Below are 22,922 nucleotides of genomic sequence, written 5' to 3'. Positions count from 1 at the left end.
AGCTCCGCGTTCCGAGAGGGCACGTCCACGTCGATCGCGAACACGCACACCCGGTGCGCCCCCGGCGCCACCGTCGTCGACCACGCGAACCCGTGCGCGGACCCCGCACCGGAGAACGCCGCACCGATGTCCGGCCGCGACCGGTCAGCCGTCAACTCCACGCCCCGACCGTCCACGTACACGTGCACCTTCGATGACACCGACGGCTGATCCAGGTCCAACGCCCAACCCGACACACTCACCGTCGCCCCCGACGCCGACAACCCGTCCCAGCTCCCGACCGGCAGCGTCTGCTGCGTGGTGATCGACCGGCAGCCCAGCGAGTTGTTCTCCCCAGGATCGTCCACGTCGACCGCGAAGACGCAGACCCGATGCGTCCCCGGCGCCACCGTCGTGCTCGACGAGAAACCGTGCGCATCCCCCACCCCCGGGAACGCCCTGCCCACATCCGGCCGAGCACCGTCGGCGGTCACCGACCTCCCCCGGCCGTCCACGTAGACGTGCACCTGCCCCGACACCGCCGGCTGATCGGGGTCGAACGCCCACCCACTCACCGACAACGTCGAACCCGACGCCGACAGCCCATCCCAACTGGCCACCGGGAGGTTGTTCGCCGGCCGCACCTCCACCGACGCGGCGGTGGCACCGAGGCCGGTGACCTTCACCCGGAACTGGCCGTCGGCCAGCAGGACCTCCGCGCCGACCGGCAGCACCGCGACCGTGTCCTTGTTCCACGACGACTGGCTGGACGGTGTGGCGTCCAGCAGCAGCGAGGAGTCACTGGCGCCTGAATGGGCCCGGCGTACCAGCACACCCGGCTGGACGCCGACCACGTTGGCCGCAGTCGTGAGCCAGCTGTCCTGCCCGCTGCCCGGCCGGAACTCCAGCCAGTAGGCGACCTTGCTGGAGGCGGTCAGCTTCACCGCTCGCGTGCCGCTGGACCCGGAGATGGGCGAGAGCGTGAAGGTCCCCGCCCCGCTGGCCGGGGTCACCTCCACCTGCTGCGCGGCCGGCAGGACGCCCAGGGCGCTCGCGTGGAGAGCGCTCAGGCTCCCCACCTGGCCCCAGGAGATCCCCATGACGTCGTAGTAGTCGCGGTAGGAGCTGACCTGACAGGTCGAGGCCGCCGACTCCTCCACCGTCGCCGAGCACTGGAGCTGCGACGAGTGGTTCAGCCCGAGGTTGTGCCCGAACTCGTGTGCCACCACCGAGGTGGCCGGGGCCTGGACGTAGGCGAGCCCGCCGCTGTCGATGCTCGTGCCCAGGGTCCCCAGGCCATAGCTGCAGCCGGGCGCCCCGGAGGGCACGTAGACGAGGAGGTGCTTGCGGGCGCCCGCACTCCAGCCCGCCCGATCGGCGGCGGCCTGCCACAGGGCGAACGGCTCGCTGCAGGTCGCGGTCGTCGTCGCCCAGTCGAACCCGGCCACCACGCCGAAGCGCGCTGCGCCGGCGGACTGCTGCTCCCAGAAGTCACCCACCGCGCCGTTCACCACGTTCGTCAGGGTCGCGAGGGTGGTGGAGTCGCGGGCGAAGCCCCCGGGCTGCATCAGCACGACGGTGACCTCGTGGTTGACCGCGGCCACCGTGGGCGCTGTCGCCGGTTCCTCGGATGAGGCGAGGACCTCCGCGGCGACGAGTTCGTGTGCCGGCTCCAGCCCCTCAGCCGCCGCCTCGTCCTGCACTTCAGCGCCCAGGGTCACCTGGACGGTGGCACCCGCCTCCACGTCCGTCACGTCACCGGTGGAGACCCGGACCGTGTCGCCGGACTCGGTCTGGACCCAGCTGAGCAGCGTGGCGTCGTGCCCGCCCTCGTCGTGCGCGCCCTCGTCGTGCCCGGCCACGTCGTGCTCGGCCTCCGCCTCGTGGCTCGGGTCGGACGGAGCCGGGTCCGCGTAGGCCTGCACCAGCTCACCCAGCACGGTGTCACCGGGCTCGGGCGCAGCCGCGTCGTCCGCCGGTTCCACTGTGGTCGTCGCGGGCGCCTCGGCCGTCGCGGGCGCCTCGGAGGTCTCCGGCGCCTCGGTCGCCGCCGGTGCCTCGGTGGCCGCGGGCGCCTCGGTCGTCGCCGGTGCCTCGGTCGTGACCGGTGCCTCGGAGGTCAGCGGCGCCGCAGAGGTCGCCGGTGCCTCGGTCGCCGTGGGTGCCTCGGTCGCATCGGCGGTGACGGTCGGGGTGGCCGATGACGCGTCGTCCGCACGGGCGTGGCTCGGGCCGGTCGCGAGCATCCCAGCCAGCACGAGTGAGACCGTGACCAGTCCTCCGGAACGGAGGCGCAGTCGGGGGTGGAAGTGCACGGGGAGAGCTCCTGACCGAGAAGGGATCTCGATCAGGATCGGCACGGCTGCGCCAGAACTGGAGTGGACGACCCGAGGGCCTCCCTCAGGGGCAGCGAGCCGGGCTCAGCTGTGCTCGTCCTCGATCCCCATCAGCCGGCGCCCGGCCTCGGTGATCGACCCGGACAGCGACGGGTAGATCGCGAAGGTCTGTGCCAGGTCCCCTGCGGTCAGGCCCTTGGTGACGGCCAGCGCGATCGGCAGGATCAGCTCGGACGCACCCGGCGCGACCACGACACCGCCGACGACGACGTCGGTGGAGCGGCGGGTGAACAGCTTGACGAACCCGCTGTGCAGGTCGCCCATCTTGGCCCGGGCGTTGGTGGCCAGCGGCAACCGCACGACCTCGACGTCGGCGTCCTCGGTCAGCGTCTTCTCCTGCACGCCGACGGTGGCGATCTCCGGGTGGGTGAAGACGTTGGCCGAGACGGTCTTCAGCCGGATCGGCGCGACCGCCTCGCCGAGGGCGTGCCACATGGCGATCCGCCCCTGCATGGCGGCGACGGAGGCGAGCTGGAACACCCCGGTCACGTCGCCGGCGGCGTAGACCCCGGCGACGGTGGTGCGGGAGACCCGGTCGACGACGATGTGCCCGGACGGCGTGACCTCGACCCCGCAGGCCTCCAGGTTCATCCCACCGCTGTTGGGGACGGTGCCCACGGTCATCAGCGCGTGCGACCCCTCGACGACGCGACCGTCGGTGAGCTCGACCCGCACGCCCTTCTCGGTGCGTACGACCTTGTCCGCGCGGCTGCGCTCGGCGATCCGGCCACCTCGGGACTGGAAGACCTCCTCGACGACGGCCGCGGCGTCCGCGTCCTCCCCGGGCAGCACCTGGTCGCGGGAGGACACCAGGGTGACCGGTACGCCGGCCTCCAGGTAGCCGGAGGCGAACTCCGCCCCGGTGACGCCGGACCCGATCACGATCAGGTGCTCGGGCATCTCGTCGAGCTCGTAGACGTCGCGCCAGGACAGGATCCGCTCACCGTCCGGCTCGGCGCCCGGCAGCACCCGCGGGTCGGCGCCGGTGGCGATGAGCACCACGTCGCCCTCCAGCGTCTCGGTGACCTGCCCGTCGGCGTCCACGACCTCGACCCGGTGCACGGTCAGCCCGAGCTTCTCGTCGGCCAGCCGGGCCGAGGCACGGATGATCCGCACCCCCTCGGACTCCAGGCGGTGGTGGATGTCCGAGGACTGGGCGACCGCCAGCCCCTTGATCCGGCTGTTCACCGTCGCCAGGTTCAGCGCCGCGCGGCCCAGCTCGGTACCGGTGACCCCCAGGGCGACGGAGTCGCGCACCCCGGTCATCGCACCGGCGGAGGCGATGAAGGTCTTGGACGGCACGCAGTCGGTCAGCACGCTGGCGCCGCCGATGCCGTCGCGCTCGACGACCGTGACGTCCGCGCCGAGCTGGGCGGCGACGAGCGCGGCCTCGTACCCGGCCGGGCCACCGCCGATGATCACGATGCGGGTCATGGGTGCTGCTCCCAGTGCTGGACCGATGTGTGCACCCGCCATTGTCCCTGTTGCCGTGTCCGCCGTCGCCCACCCACGCGGGCGGGCACCGGACGGCGTGCTCGTTACGCTCGTGCCGATGGGCGTCCATGCGGTGGACGGGTCGAACGCGAACTGAGGACGACGTGACCACCGAGCAGCAGCGACCGGGCGACCTGTGGGGCCAGCTGGTCCGCTTCGTCGTCGTCGGCCTGTTCAGCGCCGTCGTCGACCTCGCCGTCTACACCCTCGCCCTGCACCTCGGCCTGTGGGTGCACGCCGCCCGTGCGCTGAGCTTTGTCTGCGGCACGACCACCGCCTATGCACTGAACCGGCGGTGGGCGTTCCGGGTGGCAGGTGGCCGCAACCGGGCGCTGGGCTTCACGCTGCTCTACAGCACCACGTTCTTCGTCATCCTCGGCGTGAACGCGCTCGCGCTCGCCGTCCTCCCCGAGCGCTCGTGGACGATCACGCTGGCCTGGGCGATCTCCCAGGGGTTCGGGACCGCCTGCAACTTCGTGATGCTGCGGACCGTCGTCTTCCGGAGCTGAGGGTCACGCCGGGGAGGTCCCGAAGGCGTCCAGCAGCCGGCGGGCGGCCAGCGCCGGGGTGAGCTCGCCGGCCAGCACCGCCGTCTCCAGCTCCGGCGCCGCTGACCGCACCGCGGGGTGCTCGCGCAGCTGGTGCTCCAGCCCGTCCCGGACCAGTTGCCAGGTCCAGCGCACCTGCTGCGCCCGGCGCCGCTCGTCGAGCTGCCCCGAGGCCCGCATCCGGTCCTGGTGCGCGACGACCGCGGCCCAGACCTCGAACAGCCCGGCGCCGCTGAGCCCCGCGCAGGTGAGCACGGGGACGGCCTCGCCGCGCAGCATCCGCATGGCCCCGGCCAGCTCGCGGGCGGCGCGGCGGGCGTCGACCTCCCCGGGGCCGTCGGCCTTGTTGACCGCGATGACGTCGGCGATCTCCAGGATCCCGCGCTTGATCCCCTGCAGCTGGTCGCCGGTGCGGGCCAGGGTGAGGAACAGGAAGGAGTCGACCATCTCCGCGACGGCGACCTCGGACTGGCCGACGCCGACGGTCTCCACCAGGACGACGTCGTGGCCAGCCGCCTCGACCACGACCATCGACTCCCGGGTCGCCTGGGCCACCCCGCCCAACGTGCCGGCGGTCGGAGCAGGGCGGATGAACGCGTTCGGGTCGACGGCGAGGCGGGCCATCCGGGTCTTGTCGCCCAGGATCGAGCCGCCGGACCGGGCCGACGACGGGTCGACGGCGAGCACCGCCACCTTCGACCCGGCCGCGGTCAGGTCGACGCCGAGGGCGTCGATGAACGTCGACTTCCCGACCCCGGGGACCCCGCTGATCCCCACCCGCCGGGCGTTCCCGGCGTGCGGCAGCAGCTCCACCAGCAGCTCCTGGGCGGCCTCCCGGTGATCGGCCCGCCGCGACTCGACCAGCGTGATCGCCCGCGCCATCGCCCGCCGGTCCCCGCCGAGCACCCCCTCGGTCAGCCCGGGGACGTCGACGGTCCGACTCACACCGGCCCCCGACCCACCAAGATGGCCATTTTGGTGGAGATGGTCACGCGTGGCCGAGCCGGGTGGAGAGGGTGCGGAGCAGGTCCTGCGCGGCGTCGGCGATCACCGTGCCGGGCGGGAAGACGGCGGCCGCGCCCATCTCCTTCAGGGTCGGGACGTCGTCCGGCGGGATCACCCCGCCCACCACGACCAGGACGTCGTCGGCCCCGAGCTCGGCGAGCGCGTCGCGCAGCGCGGGCACCAGCGTGAGGTGGCCGGCGGCGAGCGAGGAGACGCCGACCACGTGCACGTCGGCCTCCACCGCCTGCCGGGCGACCTCCTCCGGCGTCTGGAACAGCGGGCCGACGTCGACGTCGAACCCGAGGTCGGCGAAGGCGGTGGCGATCACCTTCTGCCCTCGGTCGTGGCCGTCCTGGCCCATCTTGGCCACCAGGATCCGGGGACGACGGCCCTCGGCCTCGGCGAACGCCGACGCCAGCGCACGGGTCTCGTCCACCGGGCCCGCTCCCCCTGCCTCGTCGCGGTACACGCCGGAGATGGTGCGCACCTGGCCGGAGTGCCGCCCGTAGACCGCCTCCAGCGCGTCGGAGATCTCCCCCACCGTCGCCTTCGCCCGCGCGGCGTCGACCGCGAGCGCCAGCAGGTTGCTCTCGAGCGAGGAGTCGCGACGGCCGTCGGCGGCTGCCCGGGCCGCGTCGGTCAGCCGGCCCAGCGCCTCGGTCACCGCGGCCCCGTCGCGCGAGGCGCGCAGCTCGGCGAGCTTCGCCTTCTGCTGGGCCAGCACGTCGGCGTTGTCGACCCGGAGCACGTCGACCGCCTCGTCGGCCTCGACCCGGTACTTGTTCACCCCGATCACCGGCTGGCGGCCGGAGTCGATCCGGGCCTGGGTGCGGGCCGCGGCCTCCTCGATCCGCAGCTTGGGGATGCCGTCGTCGATCGCCTGCGCCATGCCCCCGTGCTCGGCGACCTCCTGGATGTGCGCCCACGCCCGGCGGGCCAGGTCGTAGGTCAGCTTCTCCACGTACGCCGACCCGCCCCAGGGGTCGATGACCCGCGTCGTCCCGGACTCCTGCTGCAGCAGCAGCTGGGTGTTGCGGGCGATCCGGGCGGAGAAGTCGGTGGGCAGCGCGAGCGCCTCGTCCAGGGCGTTGGTGTGCAGCGACTGGGTGTGCCCCTGGGTGGCCGCCATCGCCTCCAGGCAGGTACGGACGACGTTGTTGTAGACGTCCTGCGCGGTCAGCGACCAGCCCGAGGTCTGGCAGTGGGTGCGCAGCGACATCGACTTGTCCTTGGTCGCCCCGGCCTCCTTCACCAGCTTCGCCCACAGCAGCCGGCCGGCCCGCAGCTTGGCGACCTCCATGAAGAAGTTCATGCCGATGCCCCAGAAGAAGCTCAGCCGGGGCGCGAAGACGTCGACGTCCAGGCCCGCTGCCTTGCCGGCCTGCAGGTACTCCACCCCGTCGGCGAGGGTGTAGGCCAGCTCCAGGTCGGCCGTCGCCCCGGCCTCCTGGATGTGGTAGCCGGAGATGGAGATCGAGTTGAACCGCGGCATCTGCGTGGAGGTGAAGCTGAAGATGTCGCTGATGATCTGCATCGAGGGCTTCGGCGGGTAGATGTAGGTGTTGCGGACCATGAACTCCTTGAGGATGTCGTTCTGGATCGTCCCCGTGAGCTGGTCCGGGCTCACCCCCTGCTCCTCGGCGGCGACGACGTAGAGCGCCAGCACCGGCAGGACGGCGCCGTTCATCGTCATCGAGACGCTCATCTTGTCCAGCGGGATGCCGTCGAACAGCTGCCGCATGTCCAGGATCGAGTCGATCGCCACCCCGGCCATCCCGACGTCGCCGACCACGCGCGGGTGGTCGGAGTCGTAGCCGCGGTGGGTGGGCAGGTCGAAGGCGACCGAGAGGCCCTTCTGCCCGGCGGCCAGGTTCCGTCGGTAGAAGGCGTTGGACTCCGAAGCGGTGGAGAACCCGGCGTACTGGCGCACCGTCCACGGCTGGGTCGTGTACATCGTCGGGTAGGGCCCACGCAGGTAGGGCGCGATGCCCGGGAGGGTGTCCAGGAAGTCGACGTCGGCCAGGTCGGCGGCGGTGAACAGCGGCGGGACGGCGATCCCCTCCGGTGTCTGCCAGGTCGCCTCACGCACGTCCCGGCCGGCGGCGTCGGCGTAGGCCTTCGCCCAGTCGTCCGGCGTCGCCGTCGGCTCCGGGCGGCCCAGCTCCAGGTCGCCGAAGTCGGGGATCGCGCTCATGCCGACACCTCCTGGTCAGGACCACCGGAATGGCCATTCTGGTGGTCGGGGAGGAGGTCGGCGAGGACCGTCGTCAGCACCTCCAGGGCATCACATCCCGCGTGCACGTAGCCGTCGACGCCGTCCACGCCCAGGGACGGCGGACCGGCCAGCCAGACCTGGGTGGCACCGGCGGCCCGCAGCTCCGCGGCGAGCGAGGCGGCGGAGTCGGCGTAGTCGCGGTCTGTGCCGCAGATGCAGGCCACCGTCGTCCCGGCGAGGCCGTCCACCCCGTCCCCGGTCGGCGCCGCCAGGCCCCCGGCACCGAAGAGGTTGGCCGCGAACGTGGCCCGGGCGGTGTGCCGGGCGACCGGACCGATCGTGGCCAGGTGCACCCGCGGCCGGGGCTCGACCGCCTCGACCCGGTCGCGCAGCTGCTCGAACGCCTGCGCGGCCCGCACCCGCGGCAGCCCGCCCGGTGCCGCGGGCAGCGCCTCGGCCGCCGGACGACGGGTGGGCAGCACCTCGGTCGGGTTCGGGAACTCGGTGACGCCGGTGATCGCGTCGGTGCGGTGCGCCACCCGCTCCTGCCGCTCCGCCCACGCGGCACCGATCCGGTCGGCGACCAGCCCGGACGACAGCGCCGCGGCCAGCCCGCCGGCCCGCTCGACCTCGGTGAACCAGGCCCAGGCGGCCTGGGCGAGGGACTCGGTCAGCGACTCGACGTACCAGGAGCCACCGGCCGGGTCGAGCACCCGGGCGAGGTGCGCCTCCTCCACCAGCAGGGCCTGGGTGTTGCGGGCGATCCGCCGGGCGAAGGCGTCGGGCAGCCCGAGGGCTGCGTCGAAGGGCTGCACCGTCACGACGTCGGCACCCCCGACCCCGGCGGCGAAGCAGGCGACCGTGGTGCGCAGCATGTTCACCCACGGGTCGTGCCGGGTCACCATCACGTTCGAGGTCACCGCGTGCTGGCGCATCGCCCGCGCCTCGGCCGGCACGCCGCTGGCCTCCCCGACCCGGTCCCACAGCCGGCGCGCCGCCCGCAGCGCGGCGATGGTGGTGAACTGGTCGACGCTGGCAGAGAGCCGGAACTCCAGCTGGCCGAGGGCATCGGCGACGTCCAGCCCGCCCTCGGTGAGCGCCCGCAGGTAGGCCACCCCGGCGGCGACCGCACAGCCGAGCTCCTCCACCACCGAGCCCCCGGCGTCGGCGAACACCGTGCCGTCGACGACGACGGTGCGCCAGCCCGCAGGAGTGCGGCGGGCCAGGTCGGCCAGGCCGGTGAGGTCCTGCGGCTCCCCCGTCGCGGCCTGCACGCCGAGCGGGTCCAGCCCCAGGCAGCCGCCGGGTGCCAGGTCGGTGCGCCCCTCGACCAGCGCGAGGAACGCCTCCGCCGCCTGCACGCCGCCCTGCAGGGTCACCGGCGCCAGGTCCAGCAGGACGTCGGCCAGCACCTCGCCCAGCGCGTCGGCCGGCACCGCACCGTCGCCGACCACCAGCCACAGCGAGGAGACGCCGTTCTCCAGGTCCGCGGCGATCGCCTCCCGGGTGCGCGCCACGTCGGGATCGGCGTGCCGCTGCCGCACGTCCCAGCCGGCCGGGACGTCGGGGTCGGCGCCCCCGGCCGCGGTCACCCCGGCGGCACCGGCCCGGGACCCGCGGACGAACGGCGGGAGACCCGGCACCCCGGCCAGCGCGGGCAGGTCCCCGGCGTCCTCGGCGGTGTAGAGCGGGGCGACGGTGACCCCGGTGGCGACGGTGCGCGCGAGCGCGTCCTCCACCGGGTCGGGCAGCTCGTCCCGGCCGGCCTTGCGCAGCACCCCGGCCACCAGGTCGCGCCACTGGTCTCGGCTCGCCGCGGGGAACTCCCCGGCCAGGGTCAGCAGGTCGGGGGCGGCCGGCTCGGCCGGTGGGCCCGTGGGGCGCTGGTCGGTGGAGCTCATCGTCGGGTCCCCGCCTCTCAGGTGCCTGAGGAAGTGCGTCGGAAGAGGTCTACAGGGCCGGGCCGACGGGTGTACCAGCGGGTACGGCATCGGCCGCCAGCGCGTGCAGCGCCGTGCGGGCCAGCAACCGCACCCCCACCCCGATCGCCCGCTCGTCGACGTCGAAGGTGCCCCGGTGCAGGTCCAACGTCTCGCCGCTGCCGTGCGTGCCCAGCCGGGCGAGCGCGATCGGCAGCACCTCGGCGAACCAGCCGAAGTCCTCCCCGCCCATGCTCTGCGGGGACAGGGCCACGCCCTCGCTGCCCACCGTCTCCAGCGCGGCGGAGCGGAGCAGGGCCACGCTGCGCGGGTCGTTGACCACCGGCGGCACCCCGCGCACGTAGTCGATCGACACCCGGGCTCCCGAGGTGGTCGCGACGTCGGTGACCAGCCGGCGCACCAGCTCCTCGGCCTCGCTCCACACCGCGCGGTCGAGCACCCGCAGCGTGCCGCGCAGCTGCCCGGTCTCCGGGATGGTGTTGGCCGCCACCCCCGCGCTGATCGCACCCCACACCAACGACACGCCGGCCCGGGGGTCGACCAGCCGGGACAGCAGCCCGGGCACCTCGGTGACCACCTGGCCCATCGCGTGCACCAGGTCGACGGTCAGCTGCGGCCGGGCGGTGTGCCCACCGGGGCCGGTGAGCGTCACCTCCACCCGGTCACAGGCCGCGGTGATCGCGCCGGTGCGCAGCCCGACCGACCCGGCCGTCAGCGAGGGGTCGCAGTGCAGCGCGAACGCGCGGGTCGCACCGGCCAGCACGCCCTCGTCGAGGACCTCCAGCCCTCCACCGGGCACCTGCTCCTCGGCGGGCTGGAAGACGCACCGGACGGTGCCGGGCAGCTCGTCCAGCGAGGCCAGCGCCAGCGCGACCCCGAGCAGCACGGTGGTGTGCACGTCGTGGCCGCAGGCGTGGCAGAGCCCCTCGCGGGTGGAGGCGTACGGGACGTCCTTGAGGTCGGCCAGCGGCAGCGCGTCGATGTCGGCGCGCAGCACGACCACCGGCCCGGCGTCCGGGTCGCCCCCGACGTCGCAGACCAGCCCGGTGCCGGACTTCAGCCGGCGGGGCACCAGGCCCGCCGCGGTGAGCCGCTGCTCCAGGAAGGCCGTCGTCTCGTGCTCGACGAAGCCCAGCTCGGGGTGGGCGTGCAGGTGCCGGCGGACGGCGACCAGCTCGTCCTGGTGTGCCTCCGACCAGGCGTCGACGGTCTGGCCGTGGACCTCCACCGCGCTGATCGTCTCCCCGCCGCTCACGCCGTCCCCGTCGTCGGCAGCCCGTCGCGGAGCTCGGCGAGCAGGCTGTCGACCACCGGCGGGAGCTCGCCGTCGTGCGCGGCGGCCACGGCGCGCTGGCGCTGATAGGAGGCGCCGGCGTCCAGCACCCGCCGGACGTCGAGCAGCTCGTCCTCGCAGCCGAGCTTGCGGGCGGTCGGCAGCAGCTCCTCGACCACGTCGGCGATCGCCTCGCGCACCGGGCGCACGGTGCCCTGCTCGTCGACGACGATCTCGGCGTCCAGGCCGTAGCGCACCGCCCGCCACTTGTTCTCCCGCACGACCCAGTCCGCCGGCGAGGGCAGGGTGTAGCCACGGTCGAGCTGGGTGTCGAACTGCTCGACCAGGCACTGGGCTAGCGCGGCGACCGCACCGATCTCGTCGAGGGTGGGCAGGCCGTCGCAGATCCGCAGCTCGACGGTGCCGAAGTCGGGGTGCGGGCGGATGTCCCACCACACCTCGCGGACGCTCTCGATGGCGCCGGCGTCGATCAGCGTGCCCATGTACTGCTCGAACTCGCCCCAGTCGGCCAGCTGGTAGGGCAGCCCGGCGGTCGGCATCGCCTCGAAGACCTTGGTGCGGGCCGACGCCAGCCCGGTGTCGCAGCCGGACCAGTAGGGCGAGGACGCCGACAGCGCCAGGAAGTGCGGCACGTACTGGGTGAGCGCGTTCACGATCGGGATGATCTTGTCGGGCGAGCGGACGCCGACGTGCACGTGCACCCCGAAGATCTGCAGGCGCCGGGCCGGCCACTGCATCCGCTCGACGAGCTCCGCGTAGCGCTCCTTGGGCGAGATCTCCTGGCTGTCCCACCGGGTGAAGGGGTGGCTGCCGGCGCACATGACACCCAGGCCGCGCCGCTCGGCGGAGGCGACCACCTCGGCCAGGGTGCCGGCCAGGTCGGCCTTCGCCTCGGCGACGGTGGTGCAGACCCCGGTGATGATCTCGATCGTCGACTGCAGCAGCTCGTGCTTGGCCTTGGGGTGCTCGTCGAGGCCCTCGGGGGTGAGCTCGGCGAGGATCTCGGTGGCGCCGGAGGTCAGCTCGCGGGTCTGGGGGTCGATGAGCTGCAGCTCCCACTCCACTCCCAGGCTGGCGCGCTCGGACGAGTGGAAGGGGATCTGCACCCCGCGAGTCTAGGGAGGGCAACGGCCCCCCGCCGGACGATGAGCGACCCGCCCGCCCTTCCTATGCTCACGGGGTGAGCCAGCCGACCCCCGCGCACCCTGCCGATCCCGCCGCCCTCGCCGCCCAGGCGGCCGAGCAGCTGACCACCACCCTGGGCGAGGGCCATGACGTCGCCGTGGTGATGGGCTCGGGCTGGGCCCCGGCCGCCGACGCCTTCGGCGAGACGCTGGCCAGCGTGGCCATCGGCGACCTGCCCGGGTTCGCCGCCCCGACCGTCACCGGGCACGGCGGGGAGATCCGTTCGGTGCAGGTCGGCGCGCGCAAGGTGCTGCTCTTCCTCGGCCGCACGCACCTCTACGAGGGCCGCGGGGTCGAGCCGGTGGTGCACGGCATCCGCACCGCCGCCGCGGCCGGGGTGCGCACCGTCGTCCTCACCAACGCCGCCGGCGGCCTGCGCCCGGGCCACCGGGTCGGGCAGGCGGTGCTGATCAGCGACCACCTGAACATGACCGCCCGTTCCCCGCTGGTGGGTGCCACCTTCGTCGACCTCACCGACCTGTACTCCGCGCGGCTGCGCACGCTGGCCAAGGAGATCGACCCGTCGCTGACCGAGGGCGTCTACGCGGCGCTGCCCGGCCCGCACTTCGAGACCCCGGCCGAGATCCGGATGCTCACCACGCTGGGTGCGGACCTGGTCGGCATGTCCACCGCACTGGAGGCGATCGCCGCCCGGGCGGCCGGGATGGAGGTGTTCGGCCTGTCGATGGTCACCAACGCCGCCGCCGGCATCACCGGCGAGGCGCTGGACCACCTCGAGGTGCTGGAGGCGGGCAAGGCCGCCGCCGGCCGGCTGGGCGCCTTCCTGGTGGAGCTGATCGGGCGGATGCCGTGAGCGGACCCGTCCTGGTCACCGGCGCCGCGGGCGGGCTGGGGACGGCGCTGCGCGGTGGGCTGCCCGAGCGCGGCTGGGCGGTGCGCAGCCTGGACGTGGTGCCGATCGAGGACCCGCGCCCGGGCGAGGAGCACCTGGTGGCCGACGCCGCCGACCTGCCCGCGGTGACCGAGGCGGCGCAGGGCGCGGCCGCCGTGGTGCACCTGGCCGGCATCCTCGGCGAGGCGACCTGGCCGGCGATCGTCCGCTCGCACATCGAGACCACCCGCACCGCGCTGGAGGCCGCCCGGAAGGCCGGCGTCCCCCGCGTGGTGCTGGCCAGCAGCAACCACGCCAGCGGCTTCACCCCCCGGCCGGGGTCCGGACTGCTCACCGAGGCCGACGCTCCCCCGCGCCCGGACACGTACTACGGGGTGGCCAAGGTGACCATGGAGGCGCTCGGCTCGCTGTACGCCGACCGGTACGGCCTGGACGTCGTCTGCCTGCGGATCGGCAGCGCCTTCCCCCGGCCGACCACGGTCCGCCAGCTGGCCACGTGGCTCTCCCCCGGCGACACCGTGCGGCTGGTCGACGCGGCGCTGCGCGCGCCCTCCCCCGGCTTCCGGGTGGTCTGGGGCGTCTCGGCGAACACCCGCGGCTGGTGGGACCTCACCGCCGCCCGCGCGCTGGGCTACGAGCCGGCCGACGACGCCGAGGCCTACGCCGCCGAGCTGATCGCCGCCCAGGGCGAGGCCGACCCGACCGACCCGGTGCACGCCCGGGTCGGCGGGGAGTACACGCTGCCCGGTGTGGACGTCGACGTGGTCGAGGCAGCGCAGGGGCCGGTCCAGCCGAGCGGGGGTCCGCGATGAGCGACCTGCTGGCCACCGCCCGCGCCTGGGCCGCCGCCGACCCGCACGCCGGTGACCGCACGGAGATCGAGGCCCTGGTCGACGCGGGTGACACGACCGAGCTGCAGCGCCGGTTCACCGGGCCGCTGACCTTCGGCACCGCGGGGCTGCGCGGCCCGCTGCGCGCCGGCCCGGCCGGGATGAACGCCGCCGTGGTCAGCCGCGCCGCCGCCGGGCTGGCCCGGTACCTCACCGACTCCGGCCAGGGCGGGCGCGGCGTGGTCATCGGCTACGACGCCCGGCACCGCTCCGACGAGTTCGCGCACGTCTCTGCCGCCGTCCTCGCCGGCGCCGGGTTCGCCGTCTCGGTGCTGCCCCGCCCGCTGCCCACGCCGGTGCTGTCCTACGCCGTCCGGCACCTGGGCGCGGTCGCCGGGGTGATGGTGACTGCCAGCCACAACCCGCCGCAGGACAACGGCTACAAGGTCTACCTCGCCGACGGTGCGCAGCTGGTCCCGCCGGCCGACCGGGAGATCGAGGCCGCGATCGCGGCCACCGGCCCGGCCCGCGACATCCCGCTCGGAGACGAGTGGACCACCCTCGGGGACGACGTCGAGGCCGACTACGTCGCCGCGGTGGTGCGCGCCCTGCAGCCCGACCGGGTGGACGCCGCGGCCCGACGACGTCTCGTGGTGGCCTACACCGCGATGCACGGCGTGGGGTCGGTGACCACCCAGCGGGTGTTCGAGGCCGCCGGCTTCGCCGCGCTGCACTGCGTCGCGGAGCAGGACCGGCCCGACCCGGCGTTCCCGACGGTCGCCTTCCCCAACCCGGAGGAGCCGGGCGCGGTCGACCTGCTGACCGCCCTGGCCGACCGCACCGGTGCCGACGTCGCGATCGCCGAGGACCCGGACGCCGACCGCTGCTCGGTGGTGGTCGGTGGGCGTCAGCTGACCGGCGACGAGGTGGGCGTGCTGCTGGGCGACTGGCTGCTCCGCCGCGGGGTGCGCGGCACCTATGCGAACTCCCTGGTCAGCGGGTCGTTGCTGGGCGCGATCGCCGGCGCGCACGGCGCGCCGTTCGAGCAGACGCCGACCGGCTTCAAGTGGATCATCCGGGCCGGGTCGGCAGCGGCACCGCTGGTGTTCGGCTACGAGGAGGCGCTGGGCTACGCGGTGTCACCCTCGGTCGCGCACGACAAGGACGGCGTCTCCGCCGCCCTGGCGGTGGCGCTGCTGGCCGCCGAGCTCGCCGTCGACGGCCGCACGCTGACCGACCGGCTGGACGAGCTGGCGGTCGAGCACGGCCTGTTCGTCACCGGCCAGTACTCGGTGCGGGTCGAGGACCTGACGCTGATCTCCGGCGCGATGACCCGGCTGCGCGCCCAGCCGCCGGCCCAGCTGCTCGGCCGACCGGTCGAGGTGGTCGACCTGCAGCACGCCGATCCCCCGCTGGACGCGGTCCGGCTGACCGGCGAGGGCGTGCGGGTGATCGTGCGGCCCAGCGGCACCGAGCCGAAGCTCAAGGCCTACCTGGAGACCGTCGTCCCGGTGCCCGCCGCCGCCGGACTGCCGGCGGCCCGCAGCCAGGGCACGGACGAGCTGGACCGGCTGCGCACGGAGATGGCCACCGCGCTCGGGCTGTGACCGGTCGGCGTCAGCCCCAGTAGGGCGGCCGTTCCGGCTCGGCTGCCGGCTCGGACCGAGGCTGCGGCTGCTGGCCGACGGCCGGAGCCGCGGACGGCGGCGGGCCGTACCGGTTGGGGCCGCCGTCGCCGCGGAGGAAGCCGGTGATCACCAGCAGCGCCACCTGGCCGAACAGCGGCACCAGCCCGATCAGCAGCCACCACGCGGACATGCCGCGGTCGTGCAGCCGGGTGGCGCCACTGGAGATCGACGCAGGCGCAACGAGGAGCCCGATCGTCGTCACGATCGGCCCGTAGCCGGTCTCGCCCATGGCGATGCTCTCCAGCGAGCTGTTGCCGAGGGCCACGTCGGCCATCAGGGCCAGCACGCTGAGCACCCCGATGGGCAGGGCGTACTGGAGCCACCAGGTGCTCCGGTCGATGCGCCCGCGGCGCACGTACCACTGCCAGAAGTCCACGGGTCCAGTCTGCCTCGCCGAGCGCGGGTCAGCGAGCAGGTGGCCCATACCGGTTCGGCTGCGGCTGCGTCCCGAGGAAGCCGCAGGTGACGAACAGCACCAGCCACCCGAACACCGGGACGATCGCCCAGAGCAGCCACCAGGCCGAGTGGTCGCGGTCGTGCAGCCGGGTCACGGTGGCCGCGACGTTCGGCACGGCGAGCACGAGGGCGACGAGCGCGGTCACCGGCCCGCCCTCGGAGGGGAAGAACCAGAGGACGTCGGCCACGTCGGCGACGCCCTCGCGGTCCTCGAACCGTGGCCAGCTGTCCGGGAACCACTGCGCGTCCACCACCGAGGCCATCAGCCCGAACAGGCCGATGAGCAGCACGTACCGCAGCCACCAGTCGCTGCGCCGGATCCGCCCGGTGGGCACGTACCAGCCGACCAGCCCTCTGCGGTCGACGTCTCCGCTCAACACTCGACGTGTCCGGGGCCGCCGGCCACCTGCTCAGGGTGCGGGCGGGCGATCAGTGGCCGGGCGGAGATCGATTGCACGGCGGCCACCGTATCGACCCGTCAGCCGGTCACACGCACCACAGGCATGTCGACGCTCCGAGCGCGCCCGGGGCGCACAGGAGGGTTCCGTAGGCTCCCGTCTTCGGCCTCTCGGGGCCAGGACCAGGACCGGAGGCGGCGAGGAGACACGGTGGGTGGGCGATGGACCGGTGCGCGGAGGCGGACACTGTCCGGTCGGCGCGACGGCCGGCCGGCCCGACCAGGGGGCGTTCGGCCGACGTCCCGGCTGCTGCTCGCCTGCCGCTGCCTGGCTGCCGCGCTGTCCGTGCTGGTGCTCGTCACCTCGGGCTGGGGATGGCATCTCGGCCGGCTGGCCGACGACAGCCTCAACCGCACCGATGCCCTGCCGAGCAGCGGCAACGACGGTGCCCCGGGGGTCGACGCCCTCGGCGAGGCGATGAACCTGCTGCTGGTCGGGAACGACAGCCGGGCGGGGGCGGACGACGAGCAGCTCGCGCAGGACCTCAACACCGGCGCCAACGACGGCATGAACACCGACACGATGATGGTGGTGCACGTGCCGGCCGACGGCTCGCACGCGTCGTTCGTCTCCCTGCCGCGGGACAGCTACGTGGAGATCCCCGGCCACGGCTGGGACAAGCTCAACGCGGCCTACGCCTACGGCTACCTCTTCGACGCCCCGGACGGCGCCACCGACTCCGAGCGCGAGGCCCACGGCGCACAGCTGCTGATCCGGACCATCAGCGCCCTCAGCGGGGTGCGCATCGACCACTACGCGGCCGTGGACCTGCTGGGCTTCTTCGACCTCTCCACGCTCGTCGGCGGTGTGGAGGTCGACCTCTGCGAGCCGGCGCAGGACGACTGGTCCGGGATCGACCTGCCGGCCGGCCCGCAGCTGATCGAGGGGGCGCAGGCGCTGGCGTTCGTCCGTCAGCGGTACGGCCTGCCCCGGGGCGACTTCGACCGGATCATCCGTCAGCAGACGTTCATCGCCGCGATGATCCGCACGGTGCTGTCCGAGGACACCCTGCTCGACCTCGGGCGTCAGCGGGACCTGGTGCAGGCGACGGCCCGTTCGCTCACCGTCGACCAGGACCTGGACCTGTTCGCCCTCTCCACCCAGCTGCAGTCCGTCGACCCCGCGGCCGTGGACTTCCAGACCGTGCCCTACGTGGGCGACGACGAGGACGAGCAGGGGCGGTACATCCTGCGGCTGCAGGACCAGGACACCCTCCACCGCTTCTTCGGCCAGCTGGGCGAGGACACCGCCGACGTCCCGCCGCCCGCAGCCGAGCAGGGGGCCGACGCAGGTGCGCCAGAGCTCCCGGCCGAGCCGACGTCACCTGCAGCGGGACAGCAGGCTCCGGTGGACGGCGAGGACCCGCGGACCGCCGACGACACCTCGTGCATCCGATGAGCCGCCCGGCACTCGTCGGCGCGGTCGCCCCACCCCCGCCGCCACGATGGCACTCACCGCCCACCTGCGGGAGCTGCGCCGCCGGCTCACGGTCTGCCTGATCGTCGTCGGGGCCGCCTCCGCCGTCGCCTTCTGGTGGTACGACCACGGCCTGGGCGAGTTCGTCCGGGGTCCGTACTGCGACCTCCCCCCGACCTGCGCGGGGACCTGGCCGGCACCTGCGGCCTGCTGGTCACCGACGTGCTGGGCGGTGCACTGGTACGACTGAAGGTCAGCCTGACCGTGGGCGTCGTCCTGTCCGCGCCGGTGTGGGCGGTGCAGGCCGTGGCGCTTCCCGGCGCCCGGCATGGACGGCGACCGGTGATCGAGACCCTGCTGTCGGTGCCGCCGTCCGGCCGAGGGGGCGCGGTCAGGACGCCCGTCCCCCGACCGCCACCGCCGCTCCCGCGTCCGGTCCTGCCGGTTCCGTCCGGTCCAGCCCGAGGGTGCGCCGGTGGTGGCGCACCGCGGCGAGCAGCAGGAGGTGCACCAGCACGAGGCCCGCAGCGGCGAACTGCTCGGACCAGAAGAACAGCACGTCCACGGTGAGCAGGGCGGCCAGGAGTGCGGCGTTGGCGACGCCGGTGCCGCGGCGGTCCCGCCCGCGTGCCAGGAGCACGGCCGCGATCAGCAGGACGACGCCGAGGACCGCGTCCAGGACGATCCGGCAGGCGAACAGCACCACGCCGAGGTCGTCGAGGACGTCGACGACCACGTACTCGTCGACCGCGGCGGCCAGGTCGTTGGCCGTCCCACCTGCCAGGTCCGTCGCGACCAACCCGACCAGCGCCAGGTCGGCGACGGTGGCGACGCCGAGCACCCCGACCGAGACGGCCAGCAGGACCCGCACCCGTCGTGGTGTCGACCAGTCGGCGAGCGCGTCGGCAGCGCGGCGCATCACGCGGTGCACGGGCCCGACGGGCTCCACCGCCGCGTCGAAGGCACCCTCCCGGGTCAGGGCGAGCAGCTCACCGGCCAGCCGGTGGACCTGCGGCTCGCTGGACCCGACGGCGACCTCCAGCCGGTGTTCGAGCCGGCGCCGGTCGTGCCTGGACAGGTCGTGGTCGACCACCCCGCTCAACAGCTCCACCGCCGCGTGCAGCTGGGCGGCGGGCGCCTGGTCCCGCCGCCGGCGCAGCCGCAGGAAGAGCAGGAGGGAGGCGACGAAGAGCAGGTAGGCGATCGGCGCCGCGGCGGCGAAAAAGTAGTCGTTGTCGACGGTGATGAACTTGCCGATCTCGTCGAAGAACAGCCCCGCACCCACGCCGGCGAGCAGCGCAGCCCAGGGCAGCACCGACCGGTTGACCATGGTGAGGGCCAGGCCTGCGCCGATGGTCAGCAGCAGGCCACCCCAGACGGCATGGGCGATGTGCAGGGTGTCGCCGCCCACGGTGGGGTAGCCGGTCAGCGCGAGGTAGGCGCGGGTGACGACGATCGACCCGGCGAACCCGACCAGCAGGAGGAAGGCGTGCCTGTCGGCATCGACCCGGCGTGCCAGGTGCCGCCCGGGCCGCTCCCGCTCGCTCAGCGGACGGTCTCCCGGCAGCCGGTCGCCAACGACCGTTGCGCGGCCTCCAGCACCCGGACGACGTCCCGCCCGAAGGTGACGTCGCACGGGTGCGCCCCGCCGGTCAGCGCAGCGGCCTGCAGCTCGTCGACGGCGACCGCGTGGGCCTCGACCGCGGTACCGGACTCGGGCAGCAGCACCAGCCGGCCGGCGTCCCCGTGCACCCAGGTGTCGATGCCGGTGGCCAGCTCGGCCACGGTCGCCGAGACGGTCACCGTGCTCGCGCGGCCCTCGGGGTGGGTGAGCACCAGGTGAACGGTGTCGCCCTGCCCGGCGCCGGCGTGCACCGCGCTGACCGGCCCGAGCGCCGGGACCAGGAGGGAGAGCGCGTGCGGTCCGACGTCCCACAGCGCGCCGTGCTCCAGCCGCCACGGCGTCTCGAACGGCGAACCCGCCAGCCGGCCCAGCCAGGTGACCGCACCGCCGGCCAGGGTGATCCGCGATGCCTGCTCGAGCCAGGTGGAGGTCGCCGTCCGGAAGCGGCTGGTGAAGAAGACCACCGAGGCGACCCCGGCGTCCTCGACCGCGGCGACCACCCGGTCGGCCGCAGCGACCGACAGCGCCACCGGCTTCTCCAGCAGCAGGTGCTTGCCCGCGGCCGCCGCGCGCTCGGCGAGCGGCGCCTGCACGTCCGGCGGCAGCGCGAAGCTCACCGCGTCGACGTCGGCGAGCAGGGCGTCGAGGTCGTCGGTGCCCGGGACGTCGAACTGCGCCCCGGCCGCCTTGGCCTTGGCCAGGTCCCGGCCCCACACACCGACCAGCTCGGCGCCCGGGTGCCCGGCCAGCGAGGTGGCGTGCACCTCGGTCGCCCAGAAGCCGGTGCCGAGCACCCCGAACCGCATGCTCAGACCGCGCCGAACTGGCGGTCCCCAGCATCACCCAGGCCGGGGACGATGTAGGCGTTCTCATTGAGCCGCTCGTCGACGCTGGCGGTGAAGACGCGCAGCGGCAGGCCGCTGGCCTCCAGCCGCTCCAGCCCCTCGGGCGCGGCCAGCGCGCAGAGCACGGTGATGTCGGTGCAGCCGCGGTCGGTGAGCAGCGAGCAGCAGTGCACCAGCGAGCCGCCGGTGGCCAGCATCGGGTCGAGCACGAAGACCTGGCGGCCGACGAGCGACTCGGGCAGCGAGGCCATGTAGGCCTCCGGCTGGAAGGTCACCTCGTTGCGGGCCAGCCCGACGAAGCCCATCTGCGACTCCGGCAGCATCCCGTGCGCGGTGTCGGCCATGCCGAGGCCCGCGCGCAGCACCGGCACGATCAGCGGCGGTGCGGCCAGCCGGTAGCCGGTGGTGTCGGTGACCGGGGTGGTGATCGGCTCCTCGGCGACGGCGAGGTCGCGGCTGGCCTCGTAGACCAGGATCTGGGTGAGCTCCCGCAGCGCGGCCCGGAAGGCGGCGTTGTCGGTGCGCTCGTCGCGCATCCGCGACAGTCGGGCGCGGGCGATCGGGTGGTCGACGACGGTCAGCTGCACGGCGCACACCGTATCGGCCTGCGGCTGCAGGTCAGGAGCGGAGCCGGGCGGCGGCCTCCCCGACCCCCTGCCCGGTGACCCCGGACGCCGAGACCGGCCGCCCGGTGGCCAGCAGCAGGAGGTCCCCGGCGCGGCCGCACACCTCGGGTCCGTCGCCTCCCACCCAGTCGGTGTCGGTGGCCACGAGGCGGAGCCCGCTCATCCGCCGGGCCGGGCGGCCGTAGAAGGCGTTGGACCAGACGTGGTGCAGCGCGGGGACGGCGAGGGCGGGCGGTGTCGGCAGCCGGCGACCGAGTGGGCGGGCGATGTCCTGGCTGTGCACGAGGACGTCGACCAGCGGGTCCCAGGGGCTGGACAGGCCGACCCGACGGTCGAGCGCCGCGGTCTCCCGCAACTGGGCGAGGAGCGTGGCCGGCGGGTACACCGCGGCACGTTCCCGAGCGGCGCGGGCCTCGGCCCAGTCGAAGTCGCCGCGGGCCCGCAGGATGCGCAGCACCATGCCTGCGGTGGACTGCCGGGTGGAGAGGGTCAGGTGGGCCAGCACGTCGTGCACCGTCCAACCGGGGCAGAGCGAGGGCGCCGTCCACTCCTCGCGGTGCAGGGTGTCGAGCAGGTCGGCGAGAGCACGCCGCTGAGCAGCGACCTCGGGGAGCATGGCGACGCGGGGTTCGGGCACGGGTTCCTCGCACGGGACGGTGGACGGCGGTCGGGGCGAGGACTCCCGTGCCACCAGGAACTCATCGCACCCCGACGTCGCGCTCATCGAGTCCGACTCGGTCCCGCCGAGCGGGCAGGCTGAGGGGCATGGCTCGCGCACCACGCACTCCCACCGGCGGCGCACTGGCGGCACTCGGCCTGGTCGCCTTGTCCGCCTGGGTCGTCTTCATCGTGATCGAGCTCGCCACCGTGCCCGAGCCCGGCGCCCCGACGGTGGACGCACTGGCCACCCAGACCGCGTCGTCCCTCACTCAGGGGAACGCCGAGGCGCTGCAGGCTCTCCTGGTGGACGACGCCCCCGCTGACTACGCCGAGCAGCTCCTCGCCGGGGTCCCCGCCACGGAAGGCGATCTGGAGGCCGTGGTCCGGGACTCCGGCCGAGGCGACGTGATCGTGGTGCGCGCACCGGCAGGCGGCGACAGCTGTCTCGCGTGGCAGGTGGTCCCGGAGGACGACCGCTACCTCCTCGGCGTCGTCCCACCCGTCAACGGCTGCTGACCGAGGTGTGGACCAGCACGGCGGCGGCCAAGGGCCCCACCACCGCGGATGGCAGCGCGTGCCCCATCCCCGGCACGGTCACGACAATGGCGCCGGAGATGGCCTCAGCAACGCGAAGCGCCGCCGGCGGTGGGTTGATCGGGTCGTTCGGCGCCTCGACGACCAACGTCGGGACCGTCACCTGGGCGAGTTCCGCACCGCGGGCCAGCCCAGCCTGGTCGGCTCGCGCGTGCGCCGCCGTGTTGTCGTGCCGCCCGGCGTGGTCGATGACCTGTTCCTCCATGAGGCGGAACTCCTCGGCGTCGAAGGGGACGTCTGCACCGTTCAGCAGCCGCCAGTGCTCCACCCGCCAGGCGACCTCGGCGTCCCGGTCGCGTGGGTCCGCGAGGTGCTGCCACAGCTCCAGCAGCCGAGGGTCGGTGTCGGTGGAGGCTGCGGGCGCGGCACCGTCCGGGCCTGCGCCCTCCAACGCCGCCGTTGCGAAGAGGGTGGCCGAGAGCAGGCGGTCCGGGTGGTCGAGCAGCAGCAGTTGGACGAGCGTGCCGCCCATCGACATCCCGACCACGTGGGCACGTGCGATGCCGAGCGCGTCCAGGACGGCGACCGCATCGTCCGCGAGGTCTCGGACCGCGTACGGCTGGACGTCGAAGGCCCAGGTCGACCGTCCCGTGTCGCGGTGGTCGTAGCGGATGACGCGGTGCCGCTCACCGAGAGCGCGCACGAGGTCGTCCGGCCACGTGCGGCCCGAGGCGTTGGCGCCCATGATCAGCAGCAGCGGCGACCCGTCCGCGCGGCCCGCCTCCTCGACCCAGAGCCGGACATCAGGTGTGACCTCGACGATCGTCTCCACCGCGGCATGCGACCACGGCGCAGAGCCCCACCGCGACGGATTTG

The 22,922-nt window shown here is 74.1% G+C and carries 21 protein-coding genes; 7 read left to right on the top strand and 14 right to left on the bottom strand.

Features of this window, described 5'->3' with window-relative positions:
- Together O2W15_RS12760 and O2W15_RS12755 are read right to left on the bottom strand one after the other, a co-directional pair.
- Positions 1 to 2,237, bottom strand: a 2,237-nt coding sequence (locus O2W15_RS12760) for a reprolysin-like metallopeptidase (protein WP_269179682.1), incomplete at its 3' end; no start/stop codon positions are given.
- A 162-nt stretch (positions 2,238 to 2,399) separates the two neighbouring features.
- A complete protein-coding gene (locus tag O2W15_RS12755) occupies positions 2,400 to 3,809 on the bottom strand; it encodes an NAD(P)H-quinone dehydrogenase (RefSeq protein ID WP_269179681.1) in 1,410 nt (469 codons plus the stop codon).
- Positions 3,810 to 3,973: 164 nt separating this feature from the next.
- Here O2W15_RS12755 and O2W15_RS12750 point away from each other — a divergent pair, with 164 nt between their 5' ends.
- Positions 3,974 to 4,378: a GtrA family protein gene (locus O2W15_RS12750; RefSeq protein WP_269179680.1), complete on the top strand. Its 405-nt coding sequence runs from the start codon at positions 3,974 to 3,976 to the stop codon at positions 4,376 to 4,378.
- Positions 4,379 to 4,381: 3 nt separating this feature from the next.
- Here the strand turns inward: O2W15_RS12750 and meaB are convergent, their stop codons facing one another.
- From meaB to O2W15_RS12725, 5 genes are read right to left on the bottom strand one after another with little or no spacing between them, the layout of a single operon-like run.
- Positions 4,382 to 5,362, bottom strand: a complete 981-nt coding sequence (meaB, locus tag O2W15_RS12745) for a methylmalonyl Co-A mutase-associated GTPase MeaB (protein ID WP_269179679.1) — start codon at positions 5,360 to 5,362, stop codon at positions 4,382 to 4,384.
- Positions 5,363 to 5,405: 43 nt separating this feature from the next.
- On the bottom strand, positions 5,406 to 7,616 hold the full coding sequence (gene scpA, locus O2W15_RS12740; protein WP_269179678.1) for a methylmalonyl-CoA mutase: 2,211 nt from the start codon (positions 7,614 to 7,616) through the stop codon (positions 5,406 to 5,408).
- Positions 7,613 to 9,538, bottom strand: a complete 1,926-nt coding sequence (locus O2W15_RS12735) for a methylmalonyl-CoA mutase family protein (protein ID WP_269179677.1) — start codon at positions 9,536 to 9,538, stop codon at positions 7,613 to 7,615. Before O2W15_RS12735 ends, scpA begins: the two co-directional genes overlap by 4 nt.
- Before the next feature lie 49 nt (positions 9,539 to 9,587).
- Positions 9,588 to 10,832, bottom strand: a complete 1,245-nt coding sequence (locus O2W15_RS12730) for an amidohydrolase (RefSeq protein ID WP_269179676.1) — start codon at positions 10,830 to 10,832, stop codon at positions 9,588 to 9,590.
- Entirely contained in the window at positions 10,829 to 11,977 is a 1,149-nt protein-coding gene (locus O2W15_RS12725) for a glutamate--cysteine ligase (RefSeq protein ID WP_269163030.1), read from the bottom strand. The genes O2W15_RS12730 and O2W15_RS12725 overlap by 4 nt, the downstream gene beginning before the upstream one ends.
- Before the next feature lie 74 nt (positions 11,978 to 12,051).
- Between O2W15_RS12725 and O2W15_RS12720 the strand changes: the two genes are divergently transcribed.
- From O2W15_RS12720 to O2W15_RS12710, 3 genes are read left to right on the top strand one after another with little or no spacing between them, the layout of a single operon-like run.
- Positions 12,052 to 12,870 carry a purine-nucleoside phosphorylase gene (locus tag O2W15_RS12720; protein ID WP_269179675.1) on the top strand — a complete coding sequence of 273 codons (819 nt, stop codon included), beginning with the start codon at positions 12,052 to 12,054 and terminating at the stop codon, positions 12,868 to 12,870.
- A complete protein-coding gene (locus O2W15_RS12715; protein ID WP_269179674.1) occupies positions 12,867 to 13,721 on the top strand; it encodes an NAD-dependent epimerase/dehydratase family protein in 855 nt (284 codons plus the stop codon). The genes O2W15_RS12720 and O2W15_RS12715 overlap by 4 nt, the downstream gene beginning before the upstream one ends.
- Positions 13,718 to 15,346: a phospho-sugar mutase gene (locus O2W15_RS12710; RefSeq protein ID WP_269179673.1), complete on the top strand. Its 1,629-nt coding sequence runs from the start codon at positions 13,718 to 13,720 to the stop codon at positions 15,344 to 15,346. The genes O2W15_RS12715 and O2W15_RS12710 overlap by 4 nt, the downstream gene beginning before the upstream one ends.
- A gap of 10 nt (positions 15,347 to 15,356) precedes the next feature.
- Here the strand turns inward: O2W15_RS12710 and O2W15_RS12705 are convergent, their stop codons facing one another.
- A complete protein-coding gene (locus O2W15_RS12705; RefSeq protein WP_269179672.1) occupies positions 15,357 to 15,803 on the bottom strand; it encodes a DUF805 domain-containing protein in 447 nt (148 codons plus the stop codon).
- A 28-nt stretch (positions 15,804 to 15,831) separates the two neighbouring features.
- A complete protein-coding gene (locus O2W15_RS12700) occupies positions 15,832 to 16,260 on the bottom strand; it encodes a DUF805 domain-containing protein (protein WP_269179671.1) in 429 nt (142 codons plus the stop codon).
- A 231-nt stretch (positions 16,261 to 16,491) separates the two neighbouring features.
- On the opposite strand from O2W15_RS12700, the gene O2W15_RS12695 reads away from it, so the two are divergent.
- Together O2W15_RS12695 and O2W15_RS12690 are read left to right on the top strand one after the other, a co-directional pair.
- Positions 16,492 to 17,739 carry an LCP family protein gene (locus O2W15_RS12695; RefSeq protein WP_269179670.1) on the top strand — a complete coding sequence of 416 codons (1,248 nt, stop codon included), beginning with the start codon at positions 16,492 to 16,494 and terminating at the stop codon, positions 17,737 to 17,739.
- A gap of 46 nt (positions 17,740 to 17,785) precedes the next feature.
- Positions 17,786 to 18,007 (top strand): hypothetical protein, encoded by a 222-nt coding sequence (locus O2W15_RS12690; RefSeq protein ID WP_269179669.1) that lies wholly within the window; start codon positions 17,786 to 17,788, stop codon positions 18,005 to 18,007.
- A 141-nt stretch (positions 18,008 to 18,148) separates the two neighbouring features.
- On the opposite strand, the gene O2W15_RS12685 is transcribed toward O2W15_RS12690, so the two are convergent.
- The 4 genes from O2W15_RS12685 to O2W15_RS12670 are packed head-to-tail and all read right to left on the bottom strand — an operon-like array spanning position 18,149 to position 21,489.
- Complete coding sequence (locus O2W15_RS12685; protein ID WP_269179668.1) at positions 18,149 to 19,393, bottom strand: hypothetical protein; 1,245 nt, start codon at positions 19,391 to 19,393, stop codon at positions 18,149 to 18,151.
- Complete coding sequence (locus tag O2W15_RS12680) at positions 19,303 to 20,187, bottom strand: Gfo/Idh/MocA family protein (protein ID WP_269163022.1); 885 nt, start codon at positions 20,185 to 20,187, stop codon at positions 19,303 to 19,305. The genes O2W15_RS12685 and O2W15_RS12680 overlap by 91 nt, the downstream gene beginning before the upstream one ends.
- Positions 20,188 to 20,189: 2 nt before the next feature.
- On the bottom strand, positions 20,190 to 20,813 hold the full coding sequence (gene upp / locus O2W15_RS12675) for a uracil phosphoribosyltransferase (RefSeq protein ID WP_269163021.1): 624 nt from the start codon (positions 20,811 to 20,813) through the stop codon (positions 20,190 to 20,192).
- 31 nt (positions 20,814 to 20,844) lie between these two features.
- Positions 20,845 to 21,489, bottom strand: a complete 645-nt coding sequence (locus tag O2W15_RS12670) for a maleylpyruvate isomerase family mycothiol-dependent enzyme (protein WP_269179667.1) — start codon at positions 21,487 to 21,489, stop codon at positions 20,845 to 20,847.
- A 128-nt stretch (positions 21,490 to 21,617) separates the two neighbouring features.
- Here O2W15_RS12670 and O2W15_RS12665 point away from each other — a divergent pair, with 128 nt between their 5' ends.
- Positions 21,618 to 22,028: a hypothetical protein gene (locus O2W15_RS12665; RefSeq protein ID WP_269179666.1), complete on the top strand. Its 411-nt coding sequence runs from the start codon at positions 21,618 to 21,620 to the stop codon at positions 22,026 to 22,028.
- On the opposite strand, the gene O2W15_RS12660 is transcribed toward O2W15_RS12665, so the two are convergent.
- Positions 22,015 to 22,878 (bottom strand): alpha/beta fold hydrolase, encoded by an 864-nt coding sequence (locus O2W15_RS12660; protein ID WP_269179665.1) that lies wholly within the window; start codon positions 22,876 to 22,878, stop codon positions 22,015 to 22,017. The genes O2W15_RS12665 and O2W15_RS12660 overlap by 14 nt on opposite strands.
- Between the last annotated feature and the right edge of the window lie 44 nt (positions 22,879 to 22,922).

Source organism: Modestobacter sp. VKM Ac-2979, from assembly GCF_026967995.1.
In the GTDB taxonomy this organism is placed as follows: Bacteria; Actinomycetota; Actinomycetes; order Mycobacteriales; family Geodermatophilaceae; genus Modestobacter.
Note: the sequence above shows the minus strand (reverse complement) of the source record. Positions and strands in the feature narration are given on the sequence as shown.

What these genes read in the sequence shown, in the direction of transcription:
- scpA (WP_269179678.1), bottom strand. Translation starts at nt 7,616, where the DNA reads ATGAGCGCGATCCCCGACTTCGGCGACCTGGAGCTGGGCCGCCCGGAG.
- O2W15_RS12690 (WP_269179669.1), top strand. Translation starts at nt 17,786, where the DNA reads ATGGCACTCACCGCCCACCTGCGGGAGCTGCGCCGCCGGCTCACGGTC.
- O2W15_RS12735 (WP_269179677.1), bottom strand. Translation starts at nt 9,538, where the DNA reads ATGAGCTCCACCGACCAGCGCCCCACGGGCCCACCGGCCGAGCCGGCC.
- O2W15_RS12665 (WP_269179666.1), top strand. Translation starts at nt 21,618, where the DNA reads ATGGCTCGCGCACCACGCACTCCCACCGGCGGCGCACTGGCGGCACTC.
- O2W15_RS12710 (WP_269179673.1), top strand. Translation starts at nt 13,718, where the DNA reads ATGAGCGACCTGCTGGCCACCGCCCGCGCCTGGGCCGCCGCCGACCCG.
- O2W15_RS12680 (WP_269163022.1), bottom strand. Translation starts at nt 20,187, where the DNA reads ATGCGGTTCGGGGTGCTCGGCACCGGCTTCTGGGCGACCGAGGTGCAC.
- O2W15_RS12755 (WP_269179681.1), bottom strand. Translation starts at nt 3,809, where the DNA reads ATGACCCGCATCGTGATCATCGGCGGTGGCCCGGCCGGGTACGAGGCC.